Origin of the sequence: Streptococcus sp. FSL W8-0197 (assembly GCF_037963785.1) — a bacterium.
Lineage (GTDB): Bacteria > Bacillota > Bacilli > Lactobacillales > Streptococcaceae > Streptococcus > Streptococcus oralis_CQ.
Window position 1 is genome coordinate 75346 of sequence record NZ_CP150168.1, and the last position, 25025, is coordinate 100370.

At 39.7% G+C, this 25025-nt stretch carries 32 protein-coding genes and 1 pseudogene; 29 read left to right on the top strand and 4 right to left on the bottom strand.

Translation table 11 applies throughout. The annotated features are described in order from the left end of the window. Positions 1 to 5: 5 nt before the first annotated feature. Complete coding sequence (locus NYE79_RS00425) at positions 6 to 314, bottom strand: rhodanese-like domain-containing protein (protein ID WP_000468871.1); 309 nt, start codon at positions 312 to 314, stop codon at positions 6 to 8. 175 nt (positions 315 to 489) lie between these two features. Here NYE79_RS00425 and NYE79_RS00430 point away from each other — a divergent pair, with 175 nt between their 5' ends. Next, positions 490 to 1053 carry a sugar O-acetyltransferase gene (locus NYE79_RS00430; RefSeq protein ID WP_339293713.1) on the top strand — a complete coding sequence of 188 codons (564 nt, stop codon included), beginning with the start codon at positions 490 to 492 and terminating at the stop codon, positions 1051 to 1053. A gap of 272 nt (positions 1054 to 1325) precedes the next feature. After that, entirely contained in the window at positions 1326 to 2561 is a 1236-nt protein-coding gene (locus tag NYE79_RS00435) for a carbohydrate-binding domain-containing protein (protein ID WP_070534803.1), read from the top strand. A gap of 54 nt (positions 2562 to 2615) precedes the next feature. Here the strand turns inward: NYE79_RS00435 and NYE79_RS00440 are convergent. Beyond that, positions 2616 to 2759, bottom strand: a pseudogene (locus NYE79_RS00440) (low temperature requirement protein A); the annotation flags it as partial. A 221-nt stretch (positions 2760 to 2980) separates the two neighbouring features. Here NYE79_RS00440 and NYE79_RS00445 point away from each other — a divergent pair. The 10 genes from NYE79_RS00445 (at position 2981) to rpsD (ending at position 13912) form a co-directional block, all read left to right on the top strand. Beyond that, on the top strand, positions 2981 to 3697 hold the full coding sequence (locus NYE79_RS00445; protein ID WP_247924373.1) for an ABC transporter ATP-binding protein: 717 nt from the start codon (positions 2981 to 2983) through the stop codon (positions 3695 to 3697). A gap of 1 nt (position 3698) precedes the next feature. Then, positions 3699 to 4781, top strand: a complete 1083-nt coding sequence (locus NYE79_RS00450) for an ABC transporter permease (RefSeq protein WP_001259057.1) — start codon at positions 3699 to 3701, stop codon at positions 4779 to 4781. A 39-nt stretch (positions 4782 to 4820) separates the two neighbouring features. Then, complete coding sequence (locus NYE79_RS00455) at positions 4821 to 5444, top strand: TetR/AcrR family transcriptional regulator (protein WP_000361923.1); 624 nt, start codon at positions 4821 to 4823, stop codon at positions 5442 to 5444. A 299-nt stretch (positions 5445 to 5743) separates the two neighbouring features. Continuing rightward, on the top strand, positions 5744 to 6508 hold the full coding sequence (locus NYE79_RS00460; RefSeq protein ID WP_000615031.1) for a nucleoside phosphorylase: 765 nt from the start codon (positions 5744 to 5746) through the stop codon (positions 6506 to 6508). A 33-nt stretch (positions 6509 to 6541) separates the two neighbouring features. Further along, positions 6542 to 7921, top strand: a complete 1380-nt coding sequence (locus NYE79_RS00465; RefSeq protein ID WP_000897930.1) for a potassium transporter TrkG — start codon at positions 6542 to 6544, stop codon at positions 7919 to 7921. 13 nt (positions 7922 to 7934) lie between these two features. Continuing rightward, a complete protein-coding gene (locus NYE79_RS00470) occupies positions 7935 to 8600 on the top strand; it encodes a TrkA family potassium uptake protein (RefSeq protein WP_339293714.1) in 666 nt (221 codons plus the stop codon). A 154-nt stretch (positions 8601 to 8754) separates the two neighbouring features. After that, positions 8755 to 11289, top strand: a complete 2535-nt coding sequence (locus tag NYE79_RS00475) for a fibronectin-binding SSURE repeat-containing protein (RefSeq protein WP_339293715.1) — start codon at positions 8755 to 8757, stop codon at positions 11287 to 11289. A gap of 80 nt (positions 11290 to 11369) precedes the next feature. Beyond that, a complete protein-coding gene (locus NYE79_RS00480; RefSeq protein WP_049506218.1) occupies positions 11370 to 12068 on the top strand; it encodes a response regulator transcription factor in 699 nt (232 codons plus the stop codon). Beyond that, positions 12065 to 13099 carry a HAMP domain-containing sensor histidine kinase gene (locus NYE79_RS00485; protein ID WP_000769387.1) on the top strand — a complete coding sequence of 345 codons (1035 nt, stop codon included), beginning with the start codon at positions 12065 to 12067 and terminating at the stop codon, positions 13097 to 13099. The genes NYE79_RS00480 and NYE79_RS00485 overlap by 4 nt, the downstream gene beginning before the upstream one ends. Positions 13100 to 13300: 201 nt before the next feature. Beyond that, entirely contained in the window at positions 13301 to 13912 is a 612-nt protein-coding gene (rpsD, locus tag NYE79_RS00490) for a 30S ribosomal protein S4 (protein ID WP_000092756.1), read from the top strand. A gap of 157 nt (positions 13913 to 14069) precedes the next feature. On the opposite strand, the gene NYE79_RS00495 is transcribed toward rpsD, so the two are convergent. Next, the gene (locus NYE79_RS00495) at positions 14070 to 15233 is read right to left on the bottom strand and encodes a site-specific integrase (RefSeq protein WP_339293716.1); all 1164 of its coding nucleotides are present in this window, start codon (positions 15231 to 15233) and stop codon (positions 14070 to 14072) included. A gap of 165 nt (positions 15234 to 15398) precedes the next feature. Beyond that, complete coding sequence (locus tag NYE79_RS00500; protein WP_247913328.1) at positions 15399 to 15929, bottom strand: helix-turn-helix transcriptional regulator; 531 nt, start codon at positions 15927 to 15929, stop codon at positions 15399 to 15401. A 154-nt stretch (positions 15930 to 16083) separates the two neighbouring features. Here NYE79_RS00500 and NYE79_RS00505 point away from each other — a divergent pair, with 154 nt between their 5' ends. The 17 genes from NYE79_RS00505 (at position 16084) to NYE79_RS00585 (ending at position 24987) form a co-directional block, all read left to right on the top strand. After that, positions 16084 to 16272: a helix-turn-helix transcriptional regulator gene (locus tag NYE79_RS00505; protein ID WP_247913326.1), complete on the top strand. Its 189-nt coding sequence runs from the start codon at positions 16084 to 16086 to the stop codon at positions 16270 to 16272. Between the two features lie 341 nt (positions 16273 to 16613). Continuing rightward, positions 16614 to 16889: a hypothetical protein gene (locus NYE79_RS00510; RefSeq protein WP_339293717.1), complete on the top strand. Its 276-nt coding sequence runs from the start codon at positions 16614 to 16616 to the stop codon at positions 16887 to 16889. Between the two features lie 200 nt (positions 16890 to 17089). After that, positions 17090 to 17356: a hypothetical protein gene (locus NYE79_RS00515; RefSeq protein WP_075232396.1), complete on the top strand. Its 267-nt coding sequence runs from the start codon at positions 17090 to 17092 to the stop codon at positions 17354 to 17356. Between the two features lie 8 nt (positions 17357 to 17364). Then, positions 17365 to 17550 (top strand): hypothetical protein, encoded by a 186-nt coding sequence (locus tag NYE79_RS00520; protein ID WP_339293718.1) that lies wholly within the window; start codon positions 17365 to 17367, stop codon positions 17548 to 17550. Continuing rightward, positions 17537 to 18298, top strand: a complete 762-nt coding sequence (locus NYE79_RS00525) for a DnaD domain protein (protein WP_339293719.1) — start codon at positions 17537 to 17539, stop codon at positions 18296 to 18298. The genes NYE79_RS00520 and NYE79_RS00525 overlap by 14 nt, the downstream gene beginning before the upstream one ends. Positions 18299 to 18309: 11 nt before the next feature. Further along, positions 18310 to 19167, top strand: coding sequence for an ATP-binding protein (locus tag NYE79_RS00530; protein WP_339293720.1), 858 nt, complete (start codon positions 18310 to 18312; stop codon positions 19165 to 19167). Positions 19168 to 19362: 195 nt separating this feature from the next. Continuing rightward, on the top strand, positions 19363 to 19635 hold the full coding sequence (locus NYE79_RS00535) for a hypothetical protein (RefSeq protein ID WP_339293721.1): 273 nt from the start codon (positions 19363 to 19365) through the stop codon (positions 19633 to 19635). Position 19636: 1 nt separating this feature from the next. Continuing rightward, positions 19637 to 19807, top strand: a complete 171-nt coding sequence (locus NYE79_RS00540; RefSeq protein ID WP_339293722.1) for a hypothetical protein — start codon at positions 19637 to 19639, stop codon at positions 19805 to 19807. 89 nt (positions 19808 to 19896) lie between these two features. Further along, the gene (locus NYE79_RS00545) at positions 19897 to 20292 is read left to right on the top strand and encodes a minor capsid protein (RefSeq protein WP_339293723.1); all 396 of its coding nucleotides are present in this window, start codon (positions 19897 to 19899) and stop codon (positions 20290 to 20292) included. A gap of 12 nt (positions 20293 to 20304) precedes the next feature. Next, positions 20305 to 20934, top strand: a complete 630-nt coding sequence (locus NYE79_RS00550) for a hypothetical protein (RefSeq protein ID WP_339293724.1) — start codon at positions 20305 to 20307, stop codon at positions 20932 to 20934. A 121-nt stretch (positions 20935 to 21055) separates the two neighbouring features. Beyond that, positions 21056 to 21382, top strand: coding sequence for a hypothetical protein (locus tag NYE79_RS00555; RefSeq protein ID WP_339293725.1), 327 nt, complete (start codon positions 21056 to 21058; stop codon positions 21380 to 21382). Between the two features lie 97 nt (positions 21383 to 21479). Beyond that, positions 21480 to 21899: a DUF1492 domain-containing protein gene (locus tag NYE79_RS00560; RefSeq protein ID WP_247913314.1), complete on the top strand. Its 420-nt coding sequence runs from the start codon at positions 21480 to 21482 to the stop codon at positions 21897 to 21899. Positions 21900 to 22155: 256 nt separating this feature from the next. Continuing rightward, positions 22156 to 22842 carry a DUF3800 domain-containing protein gene (locus tag NYE79_RS00565; protein WP_339293726.1) on the top strand — a complete coding sequence of 229 codons (687 nt, stop codon included), beginning with the start codon at positions 22156 to 22158 and terminating at the stop codon, positions 22840 to 22842. A 332-nt stretch (positions 22843 to 23174) separates the two neighbouring features. Then, entirely contained in the window at positions 23175 to 23402 is a 228-nt protein-coding gene (locus NYE79_RS00570; protein ID WP_339293727.1) for a 16S rRNA processing protein RimM, read from the top strand. Between the two features lie 811 nt (positions 23403 to 24213). Beyond that, entirely contained in the window at positions 24214 to 24396 is a 183-nt protein-coding gene (locus NYE79_RS00575; protein WP_000780387.1) for a hypothetical protein, read from the top strand. A gap of 75 nt (positions 24397 to 24471) precedes the next feature. Beyond that, a complete protein-coding gene (locus NYE79_RS00580) occupies positions 24472 to 24687 on the top strand; it encodes a hypothetical protein (protein ID WP_000043341.1) in 216 nt (71 codons plus the stop codon). A 72-nt stretch (positions 24688 to 24759) separates the two neighbouring features. Next, positions 24760 to 24987 carry a hypothetical protein gene (locus NYE79_RS00585; RefSeq protein WP_009013763.1) on the top strand — a complete coding sequence of 76 codons (228 nt, stop codon included), beginning with the start codon at positions 24760 to 24762 and terminating at the stop codon, positions 24985 to 24987. Positions 24988 to 25025: the final 38 nt, after the last annotated feature.

A 25025-nucleotide genomic window follows, 5' to 3' on the forward strand; every position in this document is an offset into this window, starting at 1 on the left:
TACTTCTAGATGACCTTGCCTGTCCAAGCGCTCATACCGCCTCGTACATTGATGACATCATAGCCTTTTTTCTTAAGCTTTTTCGCAGCAAGTTTACTTCGCACACCAGAGTGACAAATGACATAAAGTGTTTCTTTTGTCGCAGGTGTGTAAGATCCGATTTCCGTTAAAGGAACATTTTTTGCATTTTTGATATGGCCTCTACGGAATTCCATAGGCGTCCGAACATCTAGTAGCTGAATTGGTTCTCTGAGTTTGGCTTCTAACTCGCTGGTAGAAATACTGTCAATCTTTGTAAATAATAAGTGAAACATAGGCACCTCCACATATACCCTTATGGGGTATATTAAACCATGAAGTCAAGCTTTTGTCAAGCAAGTTGTTTTGACTTGGGAGGGGATTGGTTTTGAGAGTTTAGAAAGTAGGCTATTCTTGACCTTTCAAAGGCTTTTTGATATGATGAGTCCAAAGTAAGTGTGAGGTGATAAGATGGCTAGCGAATACCAGAAAATGATAGCAGGGGAGCCTTACCGTCCGTCGGATCCTGAATTACGGACCTTGGCGCAGGCTTCTCGCCAAAAACAGGCTGCCTTTAACAAGGAAGAAGATCCCTTGAAGGGATCCGAAATCATCAAGACTTGGTTTGGTTCCACTGGGCAAAATCTCTATGTCAATCCACGCTTGGTGGTGGACTACGGTGTCAATATCCATCTAGGAGAAAATTTTTATTCTAATTGGAACTTGACTATGCTGGATGTTTGTCCGATTCGCATTGGGAACAACGCTATGCTTGGCCCCAATTGTCAGTTTTTAACCCCACTCCATCCACTGGATCCGGATGAACGCAATTCAGGGGTCGAATACGGCAAGCCCATCACCATCGGAGACAATTTCTGGGCTGGTGGTGGCGTCATTGTCCTTCCTGGAGTGACACTGGGCAATAACGTCGTCGCTGGAGCAGAGGCCGTGATTACCAAGTCCTTTGGCGACAATGTCGTCCTAGCTGGCAATCCTGCGCGAGTTATCAAGGAAATCCCAGTAAAAGAAAACTAAAAAGAACAGCTTGGGCTGTTCTTTTTATGAGCTTTAGTCTTATAGATTTTTCTTCTTTTTGGCTTTCTTGGTCAAGGAAACATCGCACTTGGGAATGTTGCTTTTAAAAACTATTAAATGCATTTTAGTACTCTCAAATTGTTTCTAGTAGCCCTTTCAAAAGAATACTGAGCGAAACTGAATTTAAGGAAACTTTCAGAAAAGTTTTAGTTTTGTTTCAGGAATCTTCTGTAGACTGTCTAGCTATATCATACGAAGGAGAGGAAAAAGCTATGAAATCAAAAAAATGGACCCTACTCGCAACGAGTTTAACGGCAATAGTGCTGATGGCAGCATGTGCCCAGTCAACAACTACATCCAATACCAATGCAACGACAAATAGTGCAACAACAACTGCAACAAAGACAAACCAATCATCCTATTTTACAGAGAAGGACAATGATACCTCTTATGATGAAAGTACAGCTTCTAAGATTGAGTTATCTGGCTCATCTGCAAACGTCTTTGGGGATGGCGTGACAGTCTCTGAATCAACAGTGACCATCACAAAATCTGGGACCTATGTGATTTCAGGTCAGTCTGACGGAGTGCAGATCAAGATCGAGGCAGATAAGTCTGCAGATGTTCATCTAGTCCTAAAAGGCGCGACCATGACCAATACCAATGCAGCGATATCTGCGACATCAGCTGGTCATGTCTACTTGACTCTAGCAGAGGGAACCACCAACAGTCTCTCTGACTCAAGCTCTAACAGTGACGAAAAAGCAGACGCAGCTCTCTTTTCTAAGGTGGATTTGACCATCAACGGGAAAGGAACTCTCAATGTAGATGGCAAGAAGAACAATGGTATCAAGGCCAACGACACCCTCCACATCACGGGTGGAACCTATAACATCACAGCAGTTGGCGATGCCTTTAATGTCAATGATGAACTCAACATCACTGGTACGACCATGACTATCGATGCCAAGGAAGATGGCGTAAAGGTGGACAATGACGAGGATACTTCAGTCGGAACCATGTACCTATCCAACAACAACATCACCGTCACAGCAGGAGATGATGGCATCCACGCTTCTGGAGATCTGGTTATCGATAGTGGTACCTACACCGTCAAGAATTCGACAGAAGGACTTGAAGGCAAGTCCATCACTATCAACGGTGGGGACATTAGCATCTATTCGACAGATGATGGGGTTAATGCAGCCAACAAAAACGCCCCACAGAGTGAAATCTTATTCACTATGAACGGTGGGAACCTGACAGTAGAAGTCGGCCAAGGAGACACAGACCCAATCGACTCAAACGGGAACGTGACGGTCACAGGTGGGACCATTAAAATGACTGGTCAAACAGGTTTTGACTTTGATGGAACAGCGACCTACACAGGTGGAGATATCTATCTCAACGGTGAAAAACAAACGGAAATCGTCAATTCTATACCTGGAGGCGGTGGACCAAATGGAGGCCCTCAAGGCGACGGTCCAGCCCCTGGCGGACAAGGATAAAAAAGAATCTCCTTTCTCGAAAGAGAAGGGAGAGTTTTATGTAGGAAGGATTTTCTAGAATAAATACCAATCCGGAGTTGAGAACTTCTTGGTCTGTTTCATATAAAAACGGATAAAGTGAATTTCCATAGCTAAGGTTATCAAGGTTGCTATTGTGATGACAGTAGTAGGATTGGCTGAGAGAAGTAGAGGAAGAATAGGCCTTTAAAAAGTGGACAGGAAAGACCATTTCGGAGTATCGTGAAGAGATTTAGAAACAGCTCTAAAAGCAATAGCTATCCATTATAAACATCAGATACGAATCTGGTGTTTTATTTTTTTAAAGAATTTAACCCTTTCTCTTGACAAGTGAGTGATTACTCACTATAATAGCTTCGGTGATTTAAAAAGTGAGTATTAACTCATCAAGGAGGAAGTAAATGAAAACATTACTACATTTACAAGATTTAGTAAAATCTTTTGACCATCAAATAGTTCTGAATCATGTCAGCTTTGAATTGCAGCCAGGAGAAATTATAGGATTAATTGGTCCGTCTGGTGCTGGTAAATCAACTATGATTAAGACTACGTTAGGAATGGAAAAGGCTGATGGAGGCGTAGCTTTAGTGTTAAATCACACTATGCCCAATCGCTATATTTTAGGAGACATTGGTTATATGGCCCAGTCAGATGCTTTATACGAGTCCTTGTCAGGCCAAGAAAATCTGGAATTTTTTGGTCAGCTAAAGGGGCTTTCTAAAAAAGACCTGAAGGCGGAAATTGCTTATATAGCTCAAGTAGTAGATCTGACAGACTACTTAAACAAGGCGGTATCTGGTTATTCTGGAGGAATGAAACGGCGTTTGTCACTGGCTATCGCGCTTTTAGGAAATCCTCAACTCTTGATTTTGGACGAACCGACAGTTGGAATCGACCCTTCTCTTCGAAAGAAAATCTGGAAAGAATTATTCGCGCTTAGAGACAATGGGGTTGGGATATTAGTTACTACTCATGTTATGGATGAAGCAGAGTTAACGGATAAGGTCGGCTTATTATTAGGTGGAAAAATCATTGCTTTTGATATACCGCAACACTTAAAAGAAAGTTATCAAGTTTCAAGTATTGAAGAAGTATTTTTGAAAGCAGAAGGAGAGTAAGATGAGAACCATTGCTATTGCTAAAAAAGTTATCAAAGAATTGCTTCGTGACAAACGAACCTTGGCTATGATGTTTGTAGCGCCGGTATTTATTATGTGGCTGATGAACCTCATGTTTTCAGCTAGTACAACCGTGAATGTCAAGTTAGCGACACAAGATCTACCAACTGGTTTGGTAACGAAAATGGATGAGCTCGATCATGTGGACGTCGAGACTTATCAAGACTTAGATCAGGCCAAGGAAGCGCTAGCAAATGAAAAAGTCGATGCTGTGATTTCTTATAAAGACGGTGAGTATCAGGTCGACTACGCAAATACAGATGCCTCCAAGACATCTATGATACGACAAGTGTTACGAACAAGTATCGCCAGTGAAGGCACCGATCAGTTACTATCTCGTGTCAAACAAGCTCTTCCACAATTGAAATTAGATGCAAAGGCGCCTGAAATCAAAGAATCTTACCAATATGGAGATAAAAATACTGGATTCTTTGCACGTATGATTCCAATTTTAATTGGCTTTGTGGTCTTCTTCTTTGTCTTTTTGATTTCTGGTATGGCACTTTTGAAAGAGCGCTCAAGTGGAACCTTGGATCGCTTGTTAGCAACCCCAGTGAAACGTTCTGAAATTGTCTATGGCTATATGTTGTCTTACGGTATTATTGCGATTTTTCAAACGGCAGTTGTCGTCTTAGCAGCAATTTGGCTACTAGATGTAGAAGTTGTAGGAAATATTTTAAATGTTATAATAGTTAATGTGGTACTGGCTCTTGTAGCACTAGCTTTTGGAATTCTCTTGTCTACTCTAGCAAAATCAGAATTCCAAATGATGCAATTTATTCCTCTTGTGATTATGCCCCAACTTTTTTTCTCAGGAATTATTCCATTGTCATCAATGGGAGAATGGGCTCTAACTGTGGGGAAATTTTTGCCATTAACCTATTCTGGTGATGCAATAAGCCAGATTATTCTTTACGGACACAATCTTGGTGATATTTTGCCAAATCTTGGTGTTTTAATGATTTTCTTGATCATTTTAACAATTCTCAATATTGTTGGATTGCGTCGTTATCGTAAAGTTTAGAAATCAACATAAATAATGCTAAAAAGGTGTGAAGATTAGATGGATAAGACTGTTTTTGAATCGTTTGAAGATTACTTAGAAGAAGCGAATTACCCTCAAGGAAAGAAAAAAATCATGCAGGCAGCAGTGGATCTCATATCAACCAGGAGTTACCATGGGACCTCAACTCTTCACATAGCTGAGCGTGCTGGACTAAGCCAGGCAACTTTGTTTAAGTATTTTAAGACGAAGGATGATCTACTGACGGCTATTTTACATCCTGTAGTCCCAGGCATTTTCGGTAGTTTTTTTGAGGAACTCTTAGCTTTTGAAACGACAGAAGAGAGGGTTCGTTATCTCGTCCACGATCGTATGAGCTATCTCAAAAAAAATCGTGCTTTGATGAAAATCATTCTGCAGGAGAGTTTTTCAAATAAAAAACTAAAAAATGAACAGATTTTTATATGGAATGCTATTCAGGATAAACTTCGAGTGCTTCATAAGGAATTGCTAGCAGATCCACGTGTAAATCCAGAGTTAACGATTCCTCAAATGGTTCGTATTTGTGTTGGTCCATTGTTGGCTTACTTCGCTCAGCTTTATATCGTTGGCGACAATGGAGAAATAAAAGAGGAAGACTTAGACTTATTAGAAAAACAGATTTTAGGTGGTTTGTGGAAATAAGGGAGTTCTAGAAGAACTAAGGTTTATTTACTTGACTTTCAAACAAGCTAAAAAAGACATGTTCTGCTTATTTCAGATTCATGTCTTTTTTGTTGTTGAATTTGGTATTTATTTATAACTCCTCAATCACCTTGCACAAGGCTCCCACATCTTTTACCCAGCTCATATTTACTACTCGATATCTTAGCAAGTTCAAAGTATCTCATAACTGAGGTGCTTTTTTTACTCAGTTCATCAGTCTCCTCCTTGACACTCCGTCAGCTTTTGATACAATAGTACAAAATTAGAGGAGGTGGGCGATGATTCAGAAGCATGCGATTCCCATTTTAGAGTTTGATGACAATCCTCAGTCGGTCCTTATGCCAACACATGAGGAGTTAGACTTGAAGTTGCCAAAGAAGTGTATCTATGCATTTTTGGAGGAGGAGATTGACCGCTATGCGGGGGAAGTAGGGACGGACTGTATTGGTGAGTTCGTTTCTGCCACCAAGACCTATCCAGTCTATGTCATCAATTACAAGGGTGAAGAGATCTGTCTGGCCCAAGCGCCTGTTGGTTCTGCTCCAGCAGCCCAGTTTATGGATTGGTTGATTGGCTATGGTGTGGAGCAAATCATTTCCACTGGTACTTGTGGAGTCCTAGCCGATATAGAGGAAAATGCCTTTCTCGTCCCTGTTCGCGCTCTGCGAGATGAGGGAACCAGCTACCACTATGTAGCGCCTTCTCGTTATATGGAGATGCAGATTGAGGCTATCTCTGCCATTGAGCAAGTCTTGGAACAAAGAGGCATTCCTTACGAGGAGGTCATGACCTGGACGACAGATGGTTTTTACCGAGAGACGGCTGAAAAGGTTGCCTATCGCAAGGAAGAAGGCTGTGCTGTTGTGGAGATGGAGTGCTCTGCTCTTGCGGCAGTAGCTCAACTACGTGGGGTTGTCTGGGGAGAGCTGCTCTTTACCGCAGATTCCTTAGCAGATCTAGATAACTACGACAGTCGTGACTGGGGATCAGAAGCTTTTGATAAGGCACTCGAACTCTGTCTTGCCATTGTGCACCACATGTGAGTGTTCTTACTGTTTTTATGGTAGAATGTAGCTATGTTATTCAAATCTTTTTTGGAAAAAATCAAGACGACATTAGGGCGTTTATCGCCAGCCCGTCGCATCTTTTTAAGTTTTGCCCTAGTGATCTTCTTGGGCTCGCTCCTTTTAAGTCTCCCCTTTGTGCAAGCAGGAACGTCACAAGCGACCTACTTTGACCATCTCTTTACGACTGTGTCTATGGTCTGTGTGACAGGGCTCTTTACCCAGCCGGTAGCCTCTACTTACAATATCTGGGGTCAGTTGATCTGTATGATTTTGATCCAGATTGGTGGTTTGGGGCTCATGACCTTTATCGGAATCTTTTATATCCAAGGCAAGCAAAAGCTCAGTCTTCGTGGCCGTGAGACCATTCAAGAAAGTTTTGCTTATGGAGAAACCCAGTCTCTAAAGGATTTCATCCGTTCAATCTTTCTGACGACTTTTCTAGTGGAAGGGCTCGGTGCCTTTCTCTTGAGTTTCCGCTTTATTCCTGAATTTGGCTGGGGGCGAGGGATTTTAACCTCTATCTTTTTGGCTGTTTCAGCTTTCTGTAATGCTGGATTTGATAATTTTGGAAGTACGAGTTTGCTAGCCTTTCAAACGGACCCCTTGATTAATCTAGTGATTGCAGGCTTGATTATCACGGGTGGTCTAGGATTTATGGTCTGGTTTGATCTAGCGACCCAGTTTGGGAAAAAGAAAAAACGGCGCCTGCGTTTCCATACTAAGTTGGTTCTCTTTCTAACGGCGGGAATTTTGCTCTTTGGAACAGTATCGACTCTCTTAATTGAGTGGAACAATCCTGGGACGATTGGAAATCTTAGTTTTCCAGAAAAACTGTTGGTTAGTTTCTTCCAGACCGTCAGCATGAGAACGGCAGGCTTTGCTTCAATTGACTACACCCAGGCTCGACCAGTTACCTTACTGATCTACATCTTGCAGATGTTTCTGGGCGGGGCACCTGGAGGGACAGCAGGGGGGCTCAAGATTACGACCTTCTTTGTCTTGTTGGTCTTTGCTCGCAGTGAATTATTGGGCTTGCCTCATGCCAATGTAGCTCGGAGGACCATTGAACCCCGAACCGTGCAAAAATCTTTCAGTGTCTTTATTATCTTCTTGCTGACCTTCTTGCTGGGCTTGATTCTATTAGGGGTAACCGCAGAAGGAAATCCGCGCTTTATTTACCTCATGTTTGAGACCATTTCAGCACTTGCGACAGTTGGAGTGACGGCAAATTTAACACCAGAGCTAGGCAAGATAGCCCTCAGCATCGTTATGTTGCTGATGTTTATCGGCCGTATTGGTCCCTTGACACTACTGGTCAGTGTAGCGGAATACCAGCCAGACAAGAAAGATACGATTCACTATATGAAAGCAGATATCACCATTGGATAAGAAAGGAAGAACGATGTCAGATCGGACAATTGGAATTTTAGGCTTGGGAATTTTTGGGAGCAGTGTTTTGGCTGCTCTTGCCAAGCATCATATGAATATCATTGCTATTGATGACCACGAGGAGCGCATTAATCAATTTGAACCAGTGTTGGCGCGTGGAGTAGTTGGAGATATCACGGATGAAGAACTCCTTCTATCAGCGGGGATTGACACCTGTGATACCGTAGTCGTCGCAACGGGTGAAAATCTAGAGTCCAGTGTTCTCTCGGTTATGCACTGCAAGAGTCTAGGAGTACCGACCGTTATTGCCAAGGTCAAAAGCCATACAGCTAAAAAAGTTCTAGAAAAAATCGGGGCAGACGCAGTCATCTCACCAGAGTTTGAGATGGGGCGCTCATTGGCACAGACCATCCTCTTTCATAACAGTGTAGACGTCTTTCAGCTGGATAAGAATGTTTCGATTGTCGAGATGAAAATCCCCCAATCATGGGTAGGTAAAAGCCTCAGTCAGCTAGATTTACGTGGGCGATACAATCTCAACGTACTTGGCTTTCGTGCCTACGAAAATGCTCCTCTGGATGTCCAATTCGGACCCAATGACCTCTTGCAGGCAGATGCCTACATCATGGCCGTCATTAATAACCAACATTTGGACACCCTGGCTGAACTGAGTGAGTAGGAGAGGAAGGGTATTCTCTTTTCAACAATTAACGAGTCAATATAAGTATTTTATAAGAGGGATTTAAGAAAAATTTTAACTTTTTCTTAATCCTTTTTAATTTTAGGAGATTATACTAGAGTCATCAAAAAAAGAAAACTCTAAGGAGAATCCTATGAAATTCAATCCAAATCAGAGATATACTCGTTGGTCTATTCGCCGTCTCAGTGTCGGTGTTGCTTCAGTTGTTGTGGCTAGTGGCTTCTTTGTCCTAGTCGGTCAACCAAGTTCTGCACGTGCTGATGTCGTCAATCCGACTCCTGCCCAAGTCGTGCCAGACGCTGCTTCGGTGAGTGAAAAGAACGACTTACCAGCAGAGGTTCTCAAAAAAGCAGTCGATGTAGCTCTTCCTTCAGAACAAGCAGACTCAGCACCTAAAGCAAGCTTGGATACTACAAGCTCTTCAGAAAAAGCGGACGCAACTGCTAAAGAGCCTGCAGTAGCGCCAAAAGAAGAAGTACAAACACAACCTGACTCTAAGAAACAAACAGAAGATGCAGTTAAACCTGTGGAAAGTTCTGCGTCTACAGTTTCTGGACAAGACCGTGAAGCCAGTGAAGCGCAACCAGCGACCACCCCAGCTGAAGTGCAAAATGGTGTGGCTGACAACACCAAAGATACAGTAGATGTCCCAGCTAGTTACCTTGACAAAGCCAATTTCCCAGGACCATTTACAGCTGGTGTCAATCAAGTCATTCCATACGAATTCTTCGCTGGTGACGGCATGTTGACTCGCCTGATCTTGAAAGCATCTGATAAGGCTCCATGGTCAGACAACGGCTCAGCTAAAAATTCAGCTCTCCCACCAGTAGAGAAATTGGGCAAAGGTCTTTACTTTTACGAAGTGGATTTAGCAGGCACCCAAGGAAAATCTGATAAAGAGCTTCTTGACCTTTTGAAACAAAATGGTACACAAAGCTATAAGGCAACCATCAAGGTGTACGGTGCAAAAGACGGCAAACCTGACTTGACTAATCTGGTAGCAACTAAAGATTTGACTGTTAATTTGAATGGCTTGACCACTCCAGCTGAAGTGCAAAAAGGTGTGGCCGACAACACCAAAGATACAGTAGATGTCCCAGCTAGCTACCTTGACAAAGCCAATTTCCCAGGACCATTTACAGCTGGTGTCAACCAAGTCATTCCATACGAATTCTTCGCTGGTGATGGCATGTTGACTCGCCTTATCTTGAAAGCATCTGATAAGGCTCCATGGTCAGACAATGGAACAGCTAAAAATCCTGCTCTCCCACCAGTAGAGAAATTGGGCAAAGGCCTTTACTTCTATGAAGTAGGCTTGGCCGGCACCCAAGGTAAATCTGATAAAGAGCTGCTTGACTTGTTGAAACAAAACGGCACACATAGCTATAAAGCTACCATCAAAGTGTACGGTGCGAAAGATGGCAAACCTGACTTAACTAATCTGGTAGCGACTAAAGATTTGGATGTCAACTTGAATGGTTTGACCACTCCAGCTGAAGTCCAAAAAGGTGTGGCTGATAATACCAAAGACACAGTAGATGTTCCGGCTAGCTACCTTGACAAAGCCAATTTCCCAGGCCCATTTACAGCTGGTGTCAACCAAGTCATTCCATACGAATTCTTCGCTGGAGACGGCATGTTAACTCGCCTTATCTTGAAAGCCTCTGATAAGGCTCCATGGTCAGACAATGGTTCAGCTAAAAATCCCGCTCTCCCACCAGTAGAGAAATTGGGCAAAGGCCTTTACTTCTATGAAGTGGATTTAGCAGGCACCCAAGGCAAATCTGACAAAGAGCTGCTTGACTTGTTGAAACAAAACGGCACACATAGCTATAAAGCTACCATCAAAGTGTACGGTGCAAAAGACGGCAAACCTGACTTGACTAATCTGGTAGCAACTAAAGATTTGACTGTTAATTTGAATGGTTTGACCACTCCAAATCAGGTCAAAGAGTCTGTTGTTAACAATGTAAAAGACATGATTGATGTTCCAGCTAGCTACCTTGATAAGGCTAAGGTTCCTGGACCTTTCTTGGCTGGTGTCAACCAAGTTATTCCGTACGAAGCTTTTGGTGGAGATGGTATGTTGACTCGCCTCTTGTTAAAAGCCTCAGACAAAGCCCCATGGTCCGACAACGGAACAGCTAAAAATCCTGCTCTATTGCCACTTGAAGGCTTGGCTAAAGGTCAATATTTCTACGAAGTGGATTTGAATGGCAATACGGTTGGCAAAGATGGTCAGGCCTTGCTGGATCAACTTCGAGCTAACGGAACCCATACATACTTAGCTACTGTTAAAGTCTATGGATCTAAAGATGGCAAACCTGATTTGACCAATCTGATTGCTACTCGTCAAGTAACGATTCAACTTCGTGGAAAAGAAATGGCGACAATACCATCTCAACAAGGTCAGATGAATACGAAGCCTTCTGAAACAGGCTCTACAGGTACGACTGAGGGTATGATGGGTACAAATCACCATATGTCAGATATGAAGGTCGATCAACCAGCTTCTAGCCCAATGGCTAATATGATGGAAAAAGATGATAAAGCGATGCTACCAAATACTGGGGAAGCTAAAACAGCTACAGCTGGCCTTGGTATCTTTGGTCTAGCCTTGGCAGGTCTTGTTGGACTTTTGGGTTTGACAACCAAACGAGAAGATTAAGATTCAAATCACTTAAACATTAGGGAAAATAGTGTTATACTAAAGCAAGTATAACACTGTTTTTATCGAAGGAGTGTCAGATGAAAAAGACAATTTTGCTGGTTGATGATGAGATAGATATTCTAGATATTCAAAACCGCTATCTTATACAGGCAGGTTACGATGTTTTGGTCGCCCATGATGGTAAGGAGGGGTTAGAACTTTTCAGAAAAAAATCTATCGACCTCATTATCACAGATATCATGATGCCCAATATGGACGGTTATGATTTTATCAGTGAAGTTCAGTATATCGCTCCGGATCAACCCTTCCTCTTTACAACTGCTAAGACAAGCGAACAGGATAAGATTTATGGCTTAAGTTTGGGGGCAGATGATTTTATAGTCAAGCCCTTTAGCCCACGCGAATTGGTTTTAAGAGTGAATAATATCTTGCGTCGCCTTAGCCGTGGAGGAGAGACAGAACAGATCGAGTTTGGTGACTTGGTAATCAACCATGTGACTCATGAGGTTCGCATTGGGGATCAACCTTTGGAATTGACAGTAAAATCCTTTGAACTTCTATGGATATTAGCCAGCAATCCCGAGAGAGTCTTTTCAAAGACGGAACTTTACGAGAAGGTATGGCAGGAGGACTATGTGGATGATACCAATACACTCAATGTTCATATCCATGCTTTGAGGCAAGAGTTGACCAAGTATACAAATTCAAATGCTCCTGCTATCAAAACTGTCTGGGGTTTGGGTTATAAGATGGAAAGACCAAGAGGTAGAAAATGAAATTAAAAAACTATATTTTAGTGGGGTATCTAGTGTCGACTCTACTAACGATTTTGGTCGTTTTCTGGGCAGTCCAACGAATGTTGATCGAGAAAAGCGAAGTTTACTTTCTAGTTGGAATGACCTTGATTGCTAGTTTCATTGGCGCTGCAGTGAGCATCTTTCTCTTGTCGCCTGTTTTCTCTTCTCTGAAACATTTGAAAAAACAAGCTCAGGATATAGCAAGCAAGGATTTCAGCACAGAAATTGAAACCAAGGGACCATTAGAATTTCAAGAGCTGGGCCAGGCTTTTAATGACATGTCCCACAATTTGCAAGCCACCTTTCAATCACTTGATGAGAGCGAGCAAGAAAAGAGAATGATGATTGCGCAGCTCTCTCACGATATTAAAACTCCCATTACCTCCATTCAGGTTACTGTGGAGGGAATTCTAGATGGAGTGATTAAGGAAGAGGAGCGACTCCACTACTTAGCCACGATTGGTCGGCAAACCGAGCGTCTAAACAAGCTAGTGGAGGAATTGGATGTTCTGACTCTTAACACCCAACCTCAAGATACTGCTGATGAAGAAGTCGAAGAGGTCTTTTTAGATCAGCTGTTGATTGAGTCAATGAGTGAATTTCAACTCCAGATTGAACAAGAGGAGCGAGATGTTTACATTCAAGTATCACCTGAGTCGGCGAAAATCAAGAGCCATTCTGACAAACTTTCTCGCATTCTGGTCAATTTGTTAAACAATGCCTTTAAATATTCAGAACCAGGAACCAGAATCGAGGTTCTTGCCCAATTAACAGAACAAGAGCTGAGAATCAGTGTGAAAGACGAGGGTCAGGGAATCCTTCCTGAGGATTTGGAAAAGATCTTTAAACGACTTTATCGTGTAGAAACTTCGCGCAATATGAAGACAGGTGGACATGGATTAGGACTTGCGATTGCACGCGAACTAGCCCATCAGCTTGGTGGCGAAATCACAGCAGAAAGTCAATATGGCTTAGGAAGCAAATTTACATTCAGCCTCAATTTGAAATAAAGCTGTAAAATCCCTTTACATATCTAGCTTTTCATGGTATAATAGCCTTTGTGTGAAATAGCAGCAGGAAAGCATGAAGCTCGTCAACAGGTGTCTTATGACAAGTAACCTTGGCTGTTTAGGCGAAGGGCATCTGCACGAATCAGGGCTTTCTAAGTGACTATTTCCGCCAAATATTATTTATATCAGGAGGACATACATATGTCACGTTATACAGGACCATCTTGGAAACAAGCTCGTCGCCTTGGCCTTTCACTTACAGGTACAGGTAAAGAATTGGCACGTCGTAACTACGTACCAGGACAACACGGACCAAACAACCGTTCTAAATTGTCAGAATACGGTTTGCAATTGGCTGAAAAACAAAAACTTCGTTTCACTTACGGTGTAGGTGAAAAACAATTCCGTAACTTGTTCGTACAAGCTACTAAGATCAAAGGCGGAATCCTAGGTTTCAACTTCATGCTTCTTTTGGAACGTCGTTTGGATAACGTTGTTTACCGTCTTGGTCTTGCGACTACTCGTCGTCAAGCTCGTCAATTCGTAAACCACGGTCACATCCTTGTTGACGGAAAACGCGTTGATATCCCATCATACCGTGTAACTCCAGGTCAAGTAATCTCAGTTCGTGAAAAATCATTGAAAGTTCCAGCAATCCTTGAAGCAGTAGAAGCTACTCTTGGACGTCCAGCATTCGTATCATTCGATGCTGAAAAATTGGAAGGTTCATTGACTCGCTTGCCAGAACGCGACGAAATCAACCCAGAAATCAACGAAGCACTTGTCGTTGAATTCTACAACAAGATGTTGTAATATTTTATTGAATAAGATGGGCTGTAAAGCCTTGAAACTAAGCACTTTAGGCCTCTATCCTAGAGTGCTTTTTTTGATTTTACTACCCTTTTAGTTACCCATAACTAATTTTAGGTATAGTAATAGGGTAGCTCAAAAATGGGGCACCCTTTTTTATTTATAAATTGCTGATAGCTGTCTCAAAGATTGAGACGGCTTTTTTTGCACCCTCTTTGGTAGCATGGACATAAGTATTTAAAGTCATTGAGATATTAGAGTGTCCTAGTCTATACTGTAAATCTTTTGCCTCTATACCTGCATATAGCATGATCGTAGCATGAGTATGTCTGAAACCATGGAAACTAATATCAGGAACGCCAGCAGCTTTAAAATGACCTTGTAGTCTCTTTCTTAGCAAGCAAGCGTAGGCGTATTTTGTGGTAAAAGGAGTAAAGACAATTCTCGCAGACCGTCCTAGTTGCCATGCCTGGATTTGTTGACGCTTTTTATATTCCTTAAGAAGTGCTACTGTAGCTGTATCGATGTCAATCTCTCTTAGTCCTGATTTAGATTTAGGCGTGTTTGTTTCCTGGTATCTATTCAAAGTCTTAGAAATACTGATAATGCCTTTTTTAAGATCAATGTCAGACCACTCAAGAGCTAAAGCCTCTCCTATACGGCAACCACTAGCAAGCAATGTCTTATAAAGAACGTAGTCAAAGAAATTTTCATAGCTAGACAAGTCTAGGTTATCCAGGTAGTCTAAAAACTGTTTAAGTTCCTGGTTGCTGAAAAATTTGACTTTGTGCTCTTTATTTTGTTGCTTACGTGGGATAATGACATCTCTAGCTGGGTTGTGTTGGATCGCTTGCATTGTAACTCCATACTGGAGAATACGGCGATTTATATTGTTTAGAAAGCTATAGTTTGCATATGCCCCTTTTTCGCCCTTATTGGCCTTGTCAGCCCACTTATTGACTTGTTGCTGAATAATGGGAGTAGTAAGTTTATCTAGCTTGTAATCGCCAAAAACAGGCAAAATATGAATTCTTACGATACCCTCCATAGTTTGCTGAGAGTTAGGCTTAATTGTATTCTTGTAACTCTCCCACCATAAAGCGACTAGCTCTCTATAGGTTGTAATGGTTGGTTTTTCCTTTACGCTATATCCATTAGCTGCAAAAGCATTGACAGCCTCTCTAGCTTTGATTTTAACGCCCTTTTTAGTGTTGGCCGTGACTGTTGTCCTAGCCTTTTTCCCTGTAAGTTTATCAACGCCTAAATAAACACTTGCACGGTACACTGTAGCACCGTTTTTCTTTTTGTATTCTGTAATATTCATAGTCATACCTTTCTAACATCAGTAAGCAAGTATGGGATTTAGTTAAGTATTTATGAATATTGTTTTTATATGGTGCTGAGAGCTACGAGAATAGCCCTATTTTCGTTTGTTTTAGGTGTGATGATAAATTGTACCACTAATCTATAAAATCGCTTAGAGAGCGTTTTAGAGGTTATTTGCTTTGTTGAAATCTTCTAAGGCTTTCAAGTCTTTGGCGTAAGCTAATAGTTTTTGTTTGCTATCTTCTGAAAGTAACTCTATCAAATCTCTTAATTCTGAGTGAGCAATGGAATATCCTATTATTTCAGGGATAGGAACTTCGAAGTATTCTTCTAATTTTTCTAACTGTTCAGCTGAGTAACTACCGTGATTATTCTCCCATTCTTTTATAAGTTCTAAAGGGATAGAAGTCTCTTTTGAGAGTGTTTCTTGGGTTATACCTTTTTCTTTTCTTAGTTTAGGTATATTACACTCCCAAGAAAGGTGTTTAATAGGTTCTTGATACCCATAACCAAGTAGTATAGGAACAGATACTCCTAACAATTTTGCTAACTCTTCTGCTTTATTAGGCTTAATATCTGTTTCTAAGTTTTCCCATCGTGAGACAGTTTTTACAGATATATTGAGCTTATTTGCTATGTCTAATTGAGACAAGCCTGCTTTTTTTCTAAGCTCCTTAAGTTTATTTTTTATCATTTTGTTGCTACCTTTCAGAAACGATTATAACACAAAAGGAGAAAAAAAGACAAAAAAGTCTGTTTCTTTAAATAAAATACTTGACAAAGGACAAAAAAGTCTGTATTATAAACTTGAAAACAGACAAAAAAGTCTGTTTAGAAAGGAGGGCAATATGTTTATTTCAACGGAATTGGCTGAAAAGGTACGTGTTAAACGTGCTAAAGTTCAGCAGACAAAAAAGGCTGTAGCTGAGGAATTAGGTATTAAACCACAAACCTATACCAAAGTTGAAAATGGAGACTATGACGCTCCTAAGCGTATCTATGAGGCAGTCATGAACTGGCTAGTAGAAGATTTATAAGATTTCTTGCTACCTTTCACTAAAAGAAATCTGAGCAACAAAAAAAGCCTAAACAGTCGGCAAACTAGCAAGGCTTTTCACTTAAACAACTAAAACCAAAATAGCAAGTATGGGATTTAGTTAGGTATTTATTTAATTATATCACAAAATTGTGATTTGTGCCCAAACGAGAGAGCGCTAACTCTTTAAACTAGTTCTTATTCATGATTTCAATTTGGCGACTCAGAGCATGAATAAGAGTGGCAGGAAAGGCATTAAAAAGGTTCTATGACTTTTTCCCAATTTTGGAAGAAAGTCCTGGAGCAACTATACAAATAAAACATAATTGAGGTAAGAACATTATGGGCTTAAGTAACAGAAATATCAAGACTTTAGGAAATCAAATCAATGACATTATACTACGTCTTGAGCTTATGCAACTTGTTAGTGACGCTTTAATTTTAGCTGAAAACAGTGGAGCAGACTCTCAAGCGTTAAAACAGAATATGTCAGATACTCTTTGTACAATTTCTGATCAGGCAAAGCAACTACAAAAAGAGCTAGACATCATAGCTTGTAAGTTGACTAATTGTGACAATGATGAAGAATTGGAGGCAATTAGAAAGTATTGTGAATGAGTTAGACTTAACAACAGGGCAGAGTGTCGCTCTACTAGCTATCTTGCTAATACTCTTAGTTTATGAGCTTTATAGCCTATATAATGATAACACGGATAAAACAACACCAGGACAGGAACAAAAGAGCCTGGAGCTAAATCCTGACTATGGAGCATATATCCAAATAGCCGGTAAGAGACACAATTAGAAAGGGGCGTAAAATGCAACTATTATCAAGAGAGGCAGAGCTTGAGCTACTGGAAAAAGTGGGAGATCACTTAGAGAAAAGGCTTGAGCTTGAAAAGCAGCATAATGACGGCTGGGACTTAATTGCTAGAGCTGATCTACTAAATAAGCTAGGGATCAGTGGCACAACGTTGAATAATTGGGAAAAACACGGCTTAAAGCCGTATCAGTCGCCTTTTGAGAACAGTAAGAAAATTTATTACCGTAAGACCGATATATACAATTTTCTTGCAGTAGATTAGGGGGAATAATGACAAAGAAAAAAGAACAATGGACACCCGTCATAAAAAATCTACGCAAGGTAATTGTGGACGGTGTGGAGCAATGGGTGGAATTTGAAACAGAGGGCTATGTCATTCCTGCTAGTCACTCTTATTATGACATCGTCAGGGGAATTAACAAGGAGGTGCAACGGAAGAAAAATGGGAAATCGTAGAATGATAAGTAAGACAGTAACCCAAACTCAGAGATTTTTGAGGCTACCGTTAGAGGCGCAGGCTCTATATTTTCATTTAATTCAAAACTCAGATGATGATGGAGTAGTAGAGGCTTTTCCTGTTGTTAGAATGATAGGGGTTAGTGAGGATAGCCTAGGACTTTTGATAGTCAAGGAATTTATCAGGCCACTTAATGATGAAATGGTTTATTTTATTGTGGATTTTCATGAGCAGAATACTGTTAGAAAAGACAGATACAGTCCTAGTATCTATAAGCATTTATTAGAAAAACCACCTGAAGAATTTACTGGTTTACCAAGTGACAACCAAGAGGAAACCGTAGGTTTACCCAATATAAGTCAATATAAGTCAAGTCAATATAAGTCAAGTCAATCTAGGTCAAGTCAGAAAGACGAGGACGAAAATCCAATCTTTGAAAAATTAAAGTCTGCTTTTGGTCAAATGTCAGTCAATGGAACAATGATAGAAGAAGTGAGAGACCTACTAGAAATCCATGGCCAGGAGTTAGTTATCTATGCTCTTGAGGTAACTATCCTGAATGCTGGTAAGTCAATTAGATATACCAGGTCAATTCTTTCAAATTGGCAGGGGCTAGGACTTAAAACAGTAGAGCAAGTTAAGCAGCATGAGGAACAAAGGCAAAAGCTGAAACAGTCACCTAAACAAGCTGAGCCTTTTAGCCGTGAGGAATGGCTAAAAACACGAACAGAGGAAAACCCATTTTAGGAGGGTAAGCAATGGAAGATAAATTTGAGCAATATAACAACAGAAAAATTAGTGACAAGGTGTGTGAAGTGCACCATGTTAATTTTTGGCAAATTTCAACACCTATTAGAGGCAGTAAGGAACGGAATATACAAGAGTTTTGTCCTGAATGTACAAAGGAGTTAATAGATAGACAAGAGCAAGAGGGGGTTAATAATACCTTGAATGCTGAGACATATCTGAAAACCTACAATGTCCTTATGCGAGACAGTACGATCCCTAGAGAGTTGAAAGAGGCTAGCTTTGAGAATTTCATAGCTGAGACAGCCGAGGAAAAGCAATTACTGGAGTTTGCTAGAGGACAAGTGACTAAATACCTAGACGGTATGACAGGAAATACCTTATTTACAGGATCTACAGGCATAGGGAAAAGCCATTTAAGCGTTGCTATTGCTAAGGCTATAAACGAGGGCTACAAGGCCAAAGGAGAGCCTAAAAGCGTGTTATTTGTCAATCTAACAGAAATCCTTAGACGAGTTCGAGAGAGCTTTAACGCTCCTACTAGTCTAGAGGGCTATTACTCAAGAATGCTAAAAGAGGTTGATTACCTGGTACTTGATGATTTAGGTATAAAATCAGATAGCCCTAACAATAAGGGTAAATCTGCCTGGGAAGAAGAATTTATCTTTGATATTCTCAGCAACAGAGAAAAAACCATCATCACTACAAACTTGAGTAGCTCAGAAATCGCTAGTATGTATAGCGACAGAGTGGCCAGCCGTGTCAGAACAGGCCTAGAGGGGAACTTTTTCAAGTCATTCACGATCAAGGATAAACGATACTCAATTAGCAGCCTAAAAGATAAAGTCGCTCAAAACTACGTAGGTTAAAAAAAGTATGCACTGGGTGCAGGTGCACCCTTAAAAGGTGGAGGTTTTGCATTCCAAAAATGGAACTCAAAAAGGAGCTAAAGTACACTAAAAAGGGTAGTAAAAAGCGTTGAATAGTTAAAAATATCAGTTATATCAACGCTTTAGGACTACTGAGATTACAATAAGTTCATATAAAGTAAAGGAGTAATCAAAATGACAAACTACAAAGAAAAACACCGTTTCAGTTACAAATTTGAAAATACTGAACATGCAAAGGCAAACAAAATAGCTGAGGTGGCAAGTATTGCTATTCATGGTTATTTCATGGGTACTGGAGAAAGCCCAGTAACAGAAACAATTATTAGTGGAGATGGAACTATAACAGTAGATTATCAAGGTAGAACAGCAATGGGGGAAACCCTGAAACGTATTTGTTTAGGTTTTGCTAATTACTATGAACAGGATACAGAGGGAGAGGAGATTTAATATGGCACTAAATGCAGAACAACTTAAAAAGATGTTAGATAAAGGCTTTGTATTATTCTCAAAAAATGGTATAATTAATTCAGCCAAGTTACCAGAGTTTGGTAGTCTAATCATCAAAACACAAGATGGTAAACCCATTCAAAAGGAAACTAGGCAAAAAGAAAAAATTTAGCTGCTGACTAGAAAACTAGAGGCATGATATAAGAGTTTAACTGCTCTTTGTCATGTCTCTTTTTGTTTTAGTCAGAGAAAGGAGGAACTTTGGGAACAGGGGTATCTGTCAAGATTGATTTAAAAGGTATTGAGCGTAAAGTAACACCTATGGGATTAGCGAGAGCCAAAGAGGCAGTTACTAATCAGATGGTTATGGACATGCACCGTTTTATACCTAGGCGATCTGGAGAACTAAGAGGAAACTTAACTAAGGCCAATGGGAGAATAGTCTATAATGCGCCGTATGCAAGAATGCAGTTTTACGGCAAGAAACGGAAAGGGTTCGTTTCAGATAAACAGCTTAAGTTTTTCTTTGCGAATAAAGAGGAACTACTAAAATATAAAAAAGCCCCAGGAACAGGACCGAGATGGGATAAAAAAGCTAGCGCTCTATATTCTAAGGACTGGGAACAAGTAGCTAAAAGAGCGCTAGAATTGAAATAAAGGAGAATTACCATGACACTACAACAAATAAAGGCACAAATTTACAACCTAGGCACTTATAAGCAACAAAAGATTGAGGCTTATGGAAAAATGAAAAAAGAACTTTGGGAAAAAGTTCGAAATCAGGTTTTATATCAGTCTGAGGCTGAGCTACGCCTGGAGAATTTTAAGAAAGAGGCCGATCAGTATTCAGATACTGAGTTTGCCAATATTCTCGCTAAGCTAGAGAACTTTGAACAAACAGAACTAGAGCAAATTAAATCAGAGTATGAAACTGTAACGGCTGATAATGTTGCTGAGTTGAATTTGTTAGGCACTATGAAAGTATCGGAACAGGAGCTACTAAACTACCTAGAGAAATACAAGCGAAACCCATTGGCCATTAAGAAATTACATGAAATTGGAACAGCTAATAACATTGCTTTGCCTAGCTATATCCTGAAAGAGGATAGGCTAGCTGAACTGTTAAAGGTATTCAAGCAACATGCTAAGAGCTATCATGATACTCCAATCATCGATAGTAACGGTTCAGCAAGTGATCTAGCTTTCATGTTAGTTTTAGCTAGTGATGAATTGAATACAGCTTTAGAGACATACTCTAATCATTTTGATACGGCTCTAGGGCTATCTGAGAGTTTGTAAAACTAGTCAAAAGTGTATCAGCGATAAAATACCTGGTACACTTTTTAGAACGGTTTACGGAGCGTTTAGAGCGTTCCAATGAAGTATAATTTCCGAAACGAACACGGTGAGAGGGTGCTAAATGGAGAGAGATGCTAGAGGGCGTTTTTTACCAGGTAATCAAGTTGCTAGAGGTAATCGAGGAAATAGACAACCGAAGTATGGAAACAATAATGCTATGAGACACGGTTTATATAATCGTTATACAGGCCTTTTACCTAGTAGAAATGGCAGCCTTTCAATCTATAAAAACGGAGTATATTTAGGCTCTTTACATAAGAAATACTATTACACAACAGAAAAGGGCGAGATAATGATAGACGTACAAGTAGTACAACGCCTAATAGATGTTTGTGGATTGCCAGAAAGTCTTTTCGGAGATCCTGAGTACGTTGAATACTATGAGTAATGTCCGTTTTTGGACTTAACTAAAACAAAAAAAGCCAAGGCACTCCGCCTCAGCTATAATCTCAATAATATTATTATACCATAAAGGAGGTCAAGGCATGACACCAGAGCAGGTAAAAGAAAAACTAGAGGGCGTCAAGTGGATCAATAAAGAAATAGAGAGCTTATATTTGGAGCTTGAAGCTCTAGAAAGTGGTATTATCAAAAAGCAAGAACTGAGCACTACCAGAGTACAAACAAGCAGGGTAAATACAGCAGAGAATAACCTTATAAGTGTTCTAAAACTAAAAGAGGATATACTACAGAGAATTGAACGCCTTACTAAGGAAAGAATGGAAGTATCTGAGCTAATTGATAAGCTGATCAATTCTTTTGAGCGTTCTATTCTGAGGCTTTTTTATTTGAATGATCTCGACGCTTGGGAGGTTGCTGAGGAAATAGGTAAATCTACATCCTCGATCTATCGGGCGAAACAGGCCGCTATAGAAAACTTAACAGGTATAGTAAATGGGGATTGATTTATACCTATGTTAAAACCCTAAGATTACCCTAAGGTAACATCTTTAAAAATAGCAAGATTTTAGCAAGGTACAGAGCTTTTTTAGAACCATAAAACGGTAAGGTTTTGGTAAGGTATCGAAGTTTTCTAATGGTGAGGTTTTGGTGAGGTACAGGGGTTTTTATAGAATAAAAAATGTAGAAAAATTCTCGAAAAGTGGAGAATTAAGAGGTTATTATGGTATAATCTAGGCAGTAATAAATAAGGAAAAAAAGATGAAAAAAATTTCAATCTTTATAGATGACTCTGGGGTTTTCCACTCTAATCATAAATATTTTGTATATGCTGGTTTTTGTTTTCTTTCTAACGAGGATAAGACAGCTGCAAAAAAGAAGTATCGCTCGCTTAATTCAAAGATAAAAAAAGAAAAGGGCATAGAGGGAGAGCTTAAGGCGTCAACCATTGAGAAAAAGCATAAAAACGCCCTATATAAAGTCCTTAGAAATGAAATTAGTTTCTCTGTGACAGTTAATTTAAAGCGTGTCCATTCAGGCGTTATGAAAGATAAAAAATCACGTCAACGATTTAAAGACTATGCTCTAAGGAGAGTAGTGAAAGAATTGTTTAAAAAGTTACTTGATCAGGGCACAATAAGTAAAGGCGATGACATTGAACTTTATCTAAATATTGACCAGCAAGGTGTAGCTACTAATGGTTTGTATGGTTTAGGCGAGGGTATCCATGAGGAGTTTAAGTATGGTATCAATAACTTTAACTATGGGAGTTTTTACCCTCCAATTTTAGAGGGAGAATTCGTAGTCTATACAAAGTCATGTATCTCAGCAAATGACTACCTTATACAAGCTGCTGACATCTTAGCTAATAGAGTTTGGAATTCTTACGAGAAACAGGTCAAAGAGTTGCTAAATATCCCTAATCATATAATTTTAAATTTACCGTAGTTTTTACTTGCCAAAAGTCTGCACGTGGTATAAAATAGAATTACAGGTATAAGTACACTGTTTAAACATCTGAACTGTGATTAAAGCAATTAAGTGTATGTTAAGTACTCCACACTCAGATGGGAAAGCACCGAATGGTGCTTTTTTTGTAAAATTTTGATATAATATTATTGAGGAAATGAAGTAGAAAAATATCGGACGCACACGCACCCGAAAGGGTATCTGAGAGGTGGGGAATGTCCGTCCCACCATTTCCTAAGCGCTTAGGACAATCTAGGCGCTTTTGCTTGCCTTGTTTGAAAGAAAACACTACGGAAAAGGATTTGATTTATATGGCAATATTAGATGATTTACAAGCGTTATATGATAACGGTTGGGACGCCTCTTTTGTCTACAAAGGGCAAGACTGTGCTATCTTACCCAATTCTGCAACGGACATCCAAGTCTCTATAGGGTCTCAAACATATGTAGTATCCTCTCTTGATGAATTAGCAAACTTAGACATTGACGGTCAAAAATTGTCACAAATAATGTCTAAAACAGAAGTACAGTATTATTAAAATAAAAAGCACCTATTATAGGTGCAATTTACTTGCTTACTGAACTCATCAATTTAATTCCCCTTTTTGTTACCCTTTATATTTTCTCTACTTATTTATAATCAATAAACTTTTGAAGAAACAGGGTAAAAAACAGAGCAGGCTTAGGCCTGTTTTTATATACCTTATAATAGGAAGATAACAAGATGCTTTAATTTTAAGAAATATCTTACAGAAAGCCTACAACAGTGGGCTTTTTGCTTTGTCTTAAAAGGTTGATTTCTGGGTTTGCTTAGATATTTGCTAGATTGATTTCATTGCTGCTTCAAAGAATGAGACGGCTTTTTTTGCGTTCTCTTTTGAGAGGTAAAAAGAAGCGTGACCCTCCCACAGCTATAGAGCTTTTAGGCGGGAAAACCACACTTCTTTCTTGAATTAATTTTACATCATTTTGACTTAAAAAACAAATAGAGGCGTCCCACCTCCTACCGCAGAAAGATCTGTTTCAAGGGGAGATGGAAAACCTCTATTCGTTAATTTAATTATAGCCTAAAAAACTTTTAAATACAAGGCTATTGAGATAGTAAGGGGGAAAAAAGAAGTAACCATCATTCCGACCACATAGTAGACAGGGGGGAACAAGATTACTTCCTTTATTTACTTAAGTATACAACATTTTTACAAGAAAGCAAAGTAGCAGGTTAGTCTAATGGGGTGCTTGTTGTACTTTAGCAAGTAAGGTGTGCTATAATGCTTTTAACAGGAACTAAAAGCCATTAGTAAATAACTAATATTGGGTCATATTGTTCCGATGTTAGAGAGAAGGAACTTAATGAAATTATGGGAATATGTTGATAAAAATGTTCGCCTTATTTTAGAAGATGGGACCTCCATCAAGGGTAGGGTGGTTGATTGGTTTGACGGTTATGATTTAGATGGTCCTGACGAAATAGTTATAGGTGATCGCTCATATCCTGAAGATATTATCAAGAAAATCAAAATTATTAGTGCTTAGTTCAACCTAGGCGATTTTATCGACTAACTATAAAAAGTATAAGAACTATCGAAAAAATAGCAGAGAGGAAAATAAATGAGTAAACAGCTTTGGAAGTATCTTCGATCAAGGGTTCAGATAGTCACTAATTGCGATAAGATAATCAAGGGACGTGTCATAGACTTTGTTGACGAAATGGACAATGATGAGCAAGATGAAATCACTATTCTCATTGCTAATCCTAGTCCAGATGAAGCTACTGAAATTTCTCTCTTTGAGAGTGAGATTGTCTCGATTAAAACAATCTCATAGGACTTAGAACAATCTAGGTGCTTTTACCTGCCTTATTTGAAAGAAAACACTATGGAAAAGGATTTAGTTTATATGGCAATATTAGATGATTTACAAGAGTTATATGACAATGGTTGGGATGCCTCTTTTGATTATAATGGTCAAGTATGTGGGATTTTTCCTAATTCGGTTCATGATATTGTAGTGGTGATTGGAGATAAGGAATACCAGGTATCATCATTCATTGATCTGATTTCTCTAAAAATTGACGATAACACTTTAGTAGAAATTATGGATGGAATTGAAGTGCAGTATTATTAAAATAAAAATCATCTTTGATGAATGAACTGCACCCCAAA

What these genes read in the sequence shown, in the direction of transcription:
- NYE79_RS00425 (WP_000468871.1), bottom strand. Translation starts at nt 314, where the DNA reads ATGTTTCACTTATTATTTACAAAGATTGACAGTATTTCTACCAGCGAG.
- NYE79_RS00430 (WP_339293713.1), top strand. Translation starts at nt 490, where the DNA reads ATGGCTAGCGAATACCAGAAAATGATAGCAGGGGAGCCTTACCGTCCG.
- NYE79_RS00435 (WP_070534803.1), top strand. Translation starts at nt 1,326, where the DNA reads ATGAAATCAAAAAAATGGACCCTACTCGCAACGAGTTTAACGGCAATA.
- NYE79_RS00445 (WP_247924373.1), top strand. Translation starts at nt 2,981, where the DNA reads ATGAAAACATTACTACATTTACAAGATTTAGTAAAATCTTTTGACCAT.
- NYE79_RS00450 (WP_001259057.1), top strand. Translation starts at nt 3,699, where the DNA reads ATGAGAACCATTGCTATTGCTAAAAAAGTTATCAAAGAATTGCTTCGT.
- NYE79_RS00455 (WP_000361923.1), top strand. Translation starts at nt 4,821, where the DNA reads ATGGATAAGACTGTTTTTGAATCGTTTGAAGATTACTTAGAAGAAGCG.
- NYE79_RS00460 (WP_000615031.1), top strand. Translation starts at nt 5,744, where the DNA reads ATGATTCAGAAGCATGCGATTCCCATTTTAGAGTTTGATGACAATCCT.
- NYE79_RS00465 (WP_000897930.1), top strand. Translation starts at nt 6,542, where the DNA reads ATGTTATTCAAATCTTTTTTGGAAAAAATCAAGACGACATTAGGGCGT.
- NYE79_RS00470 (WP_339293714.1), top strand. Translation starts at nt 7,935, where the DNA reads ATGTCAGATCGGACAATTGGAATTTTAGGCTTGGGAATTTTTGGGAGC.
- NYE79_RS00475 (WP_339293715.1), top strand. Translation starts at nt 8,755, where the DNA reads ATGAAATTCAATCCAAATCAGAGATATACTCGTTGGTCTATTCGCCGT.
- NYE79_RS00480 (WP_049506218.1), top strand. Translation starts at nt 11,370, where the DNA reads ATGAAAAAGACAATTTTGCTGGTTGATGATGAGATAGATATTCTAGAT.
- NYE79_RS00485 (WP_000769387.1), top strand. Translation starts at nt 12,065, where the DNA reads ATGAAATTAAAAAACTATATTTTAGTGGGGTATCTAGTGTCGACTCTA.
- rpsD (WP_000092756.1), top strand. Translation starts at nt 13,301, where the DNA reads ATGTCACGTTATACAGGACCATCTTGGAAACAAGCTCGTCGCCTTGGC.
- NYE79_RS00495 (WP_339293716.1), bottom strand. Translation starts at nt 15,233, where the DNA reads ATGAATATTACAGAATACAAAAAGAAAAACGGTGCTACAGTGTACCGT.
- NYE79_RS00500 (WP_247913328.1), bottom strand. Translation starts at nt 15,929, where the DNA reads ATGATAAAAAATAAACTTAAGGAGCTTAGAAAAAAAGCAGGCTTGTCT.
- NYE79_RS00505 (WP_247913326.1), top strand. Translation starts at nt 16,084, where the DNA reads ATGTTTATTTCAACGGAATTGGCTGAAAAGGTACGTGTTAAACGTGCT.
- NYE79_RS00510 (WP_339293717.1), top strand. Translation starts at nt 16,614, where the DNA reads ATGGGCTTAAGTAACAGAAATATCAAGACTTTAGGAAATCAAATCAAT.
- NYE79_RS00515 (WP_075232396.1), top strand. Translation starts at nt 17,090, where the DNA reads ATGCAACTATTATCAAGAGAGGCAGAGCTTGAGCTACTGGAAAAAGTG.
- NYE79_RS00520 (WP_339293718.1), top strand. Translation starts at nt 17,365, where the DNA reads ATGACAAAGAAAAAAGAACAATGGACACCCGTCATAAAAAATCTACGC.
- NYE79_RS00525 (WP_339293719.1), top strand. Translation starts at nt 17,537, where the DNA reads ATGGGAAATCGTAGAATGATAAGTAAGACAGTAACCCAAACTCAGAGA.
- NYE79_RS00530 (WP_339293720.1), top strand. Translation starts at nt 18,310, where the DNA reads ATGGAAGATAAATTTGAGCAATATAACAACAGAAAAATTAGTGACAAG.
- NYE79_RS00535 (WP_339293721.1), top strand. Translation starts at nt 19,363, where the DNA reads ATGACAAACTACAAAGAAAAACACCGTTTCAGTTACAAATTTGAAAAT.
- NYE79_RS00540 (WP_339293722.1), top strand. Translation starts at nt 19,637, where the DNA reads ATGGCACTAAATGCAGAACAACTTAAAAAGATGTTAGATAAAGGCTTT.
- NYE79_RS00550 (WP_339293724.1), top strand. Translation starts at nt 20,305, where the DNA reads ATGACACTACAACAAATAAAGGCACAAATTTACAACCTAGGCACTTAT.
- NYE79_RS00555 (WP_339293725.1), top strand. Translation starts at nt 21,056, where the DNA reads ATGGAGAGAGATGCTAGAGGGCGTTTTTTACCAGGTAATCAAGTTGCT.
- NYE79_RS00560 (WP_247913314.1), top strand. Translation starts at nt 21,480, where the DNA reads ATGACACCAGAGCAGGTAAAAGAAAAACTAGAGGGCGTCAAGTGGATC.
- NYE79_RS00565 (WP_339293726.1), top strand. Translation starts at nt 22,156, where the DNA reads ATGAAAAAAATTTCAATCTTTATAGATGACTCTGGGGTTTTCCACTCT.
- NYE79_RS00570 (WP_339293727.1), top strand. Translation starts at nt 23,175, where the DNA reads ATGGCAATATTAGATGATTTACAAGCGTTATATGATAACGGTTGGGAC.
- NYE79_RS00575 (WP_000780387.1), top strand. Translation starts at nt 24,214, where the DNA reads ATGAAATTATGGGAATATGTTGATAAAAATGTTCGCCTTATTTTAGAA.
- NYE79_RS00580 (WP_000043341.1), top strand. Translation starts at nt 24,472, where the DNA reads ATGAGTAAACAGCTTTGGAAGTATCTTCGATCAAGGGTTCAGATAGTC.
- NYE79_RS00585 (WP_009013763.1), top strand. Translation starts at nt 24,760, where the DNA reads ATGGCAATATTAGATGATTTACAAGAGTTATATGACAATGGTTGGGAT.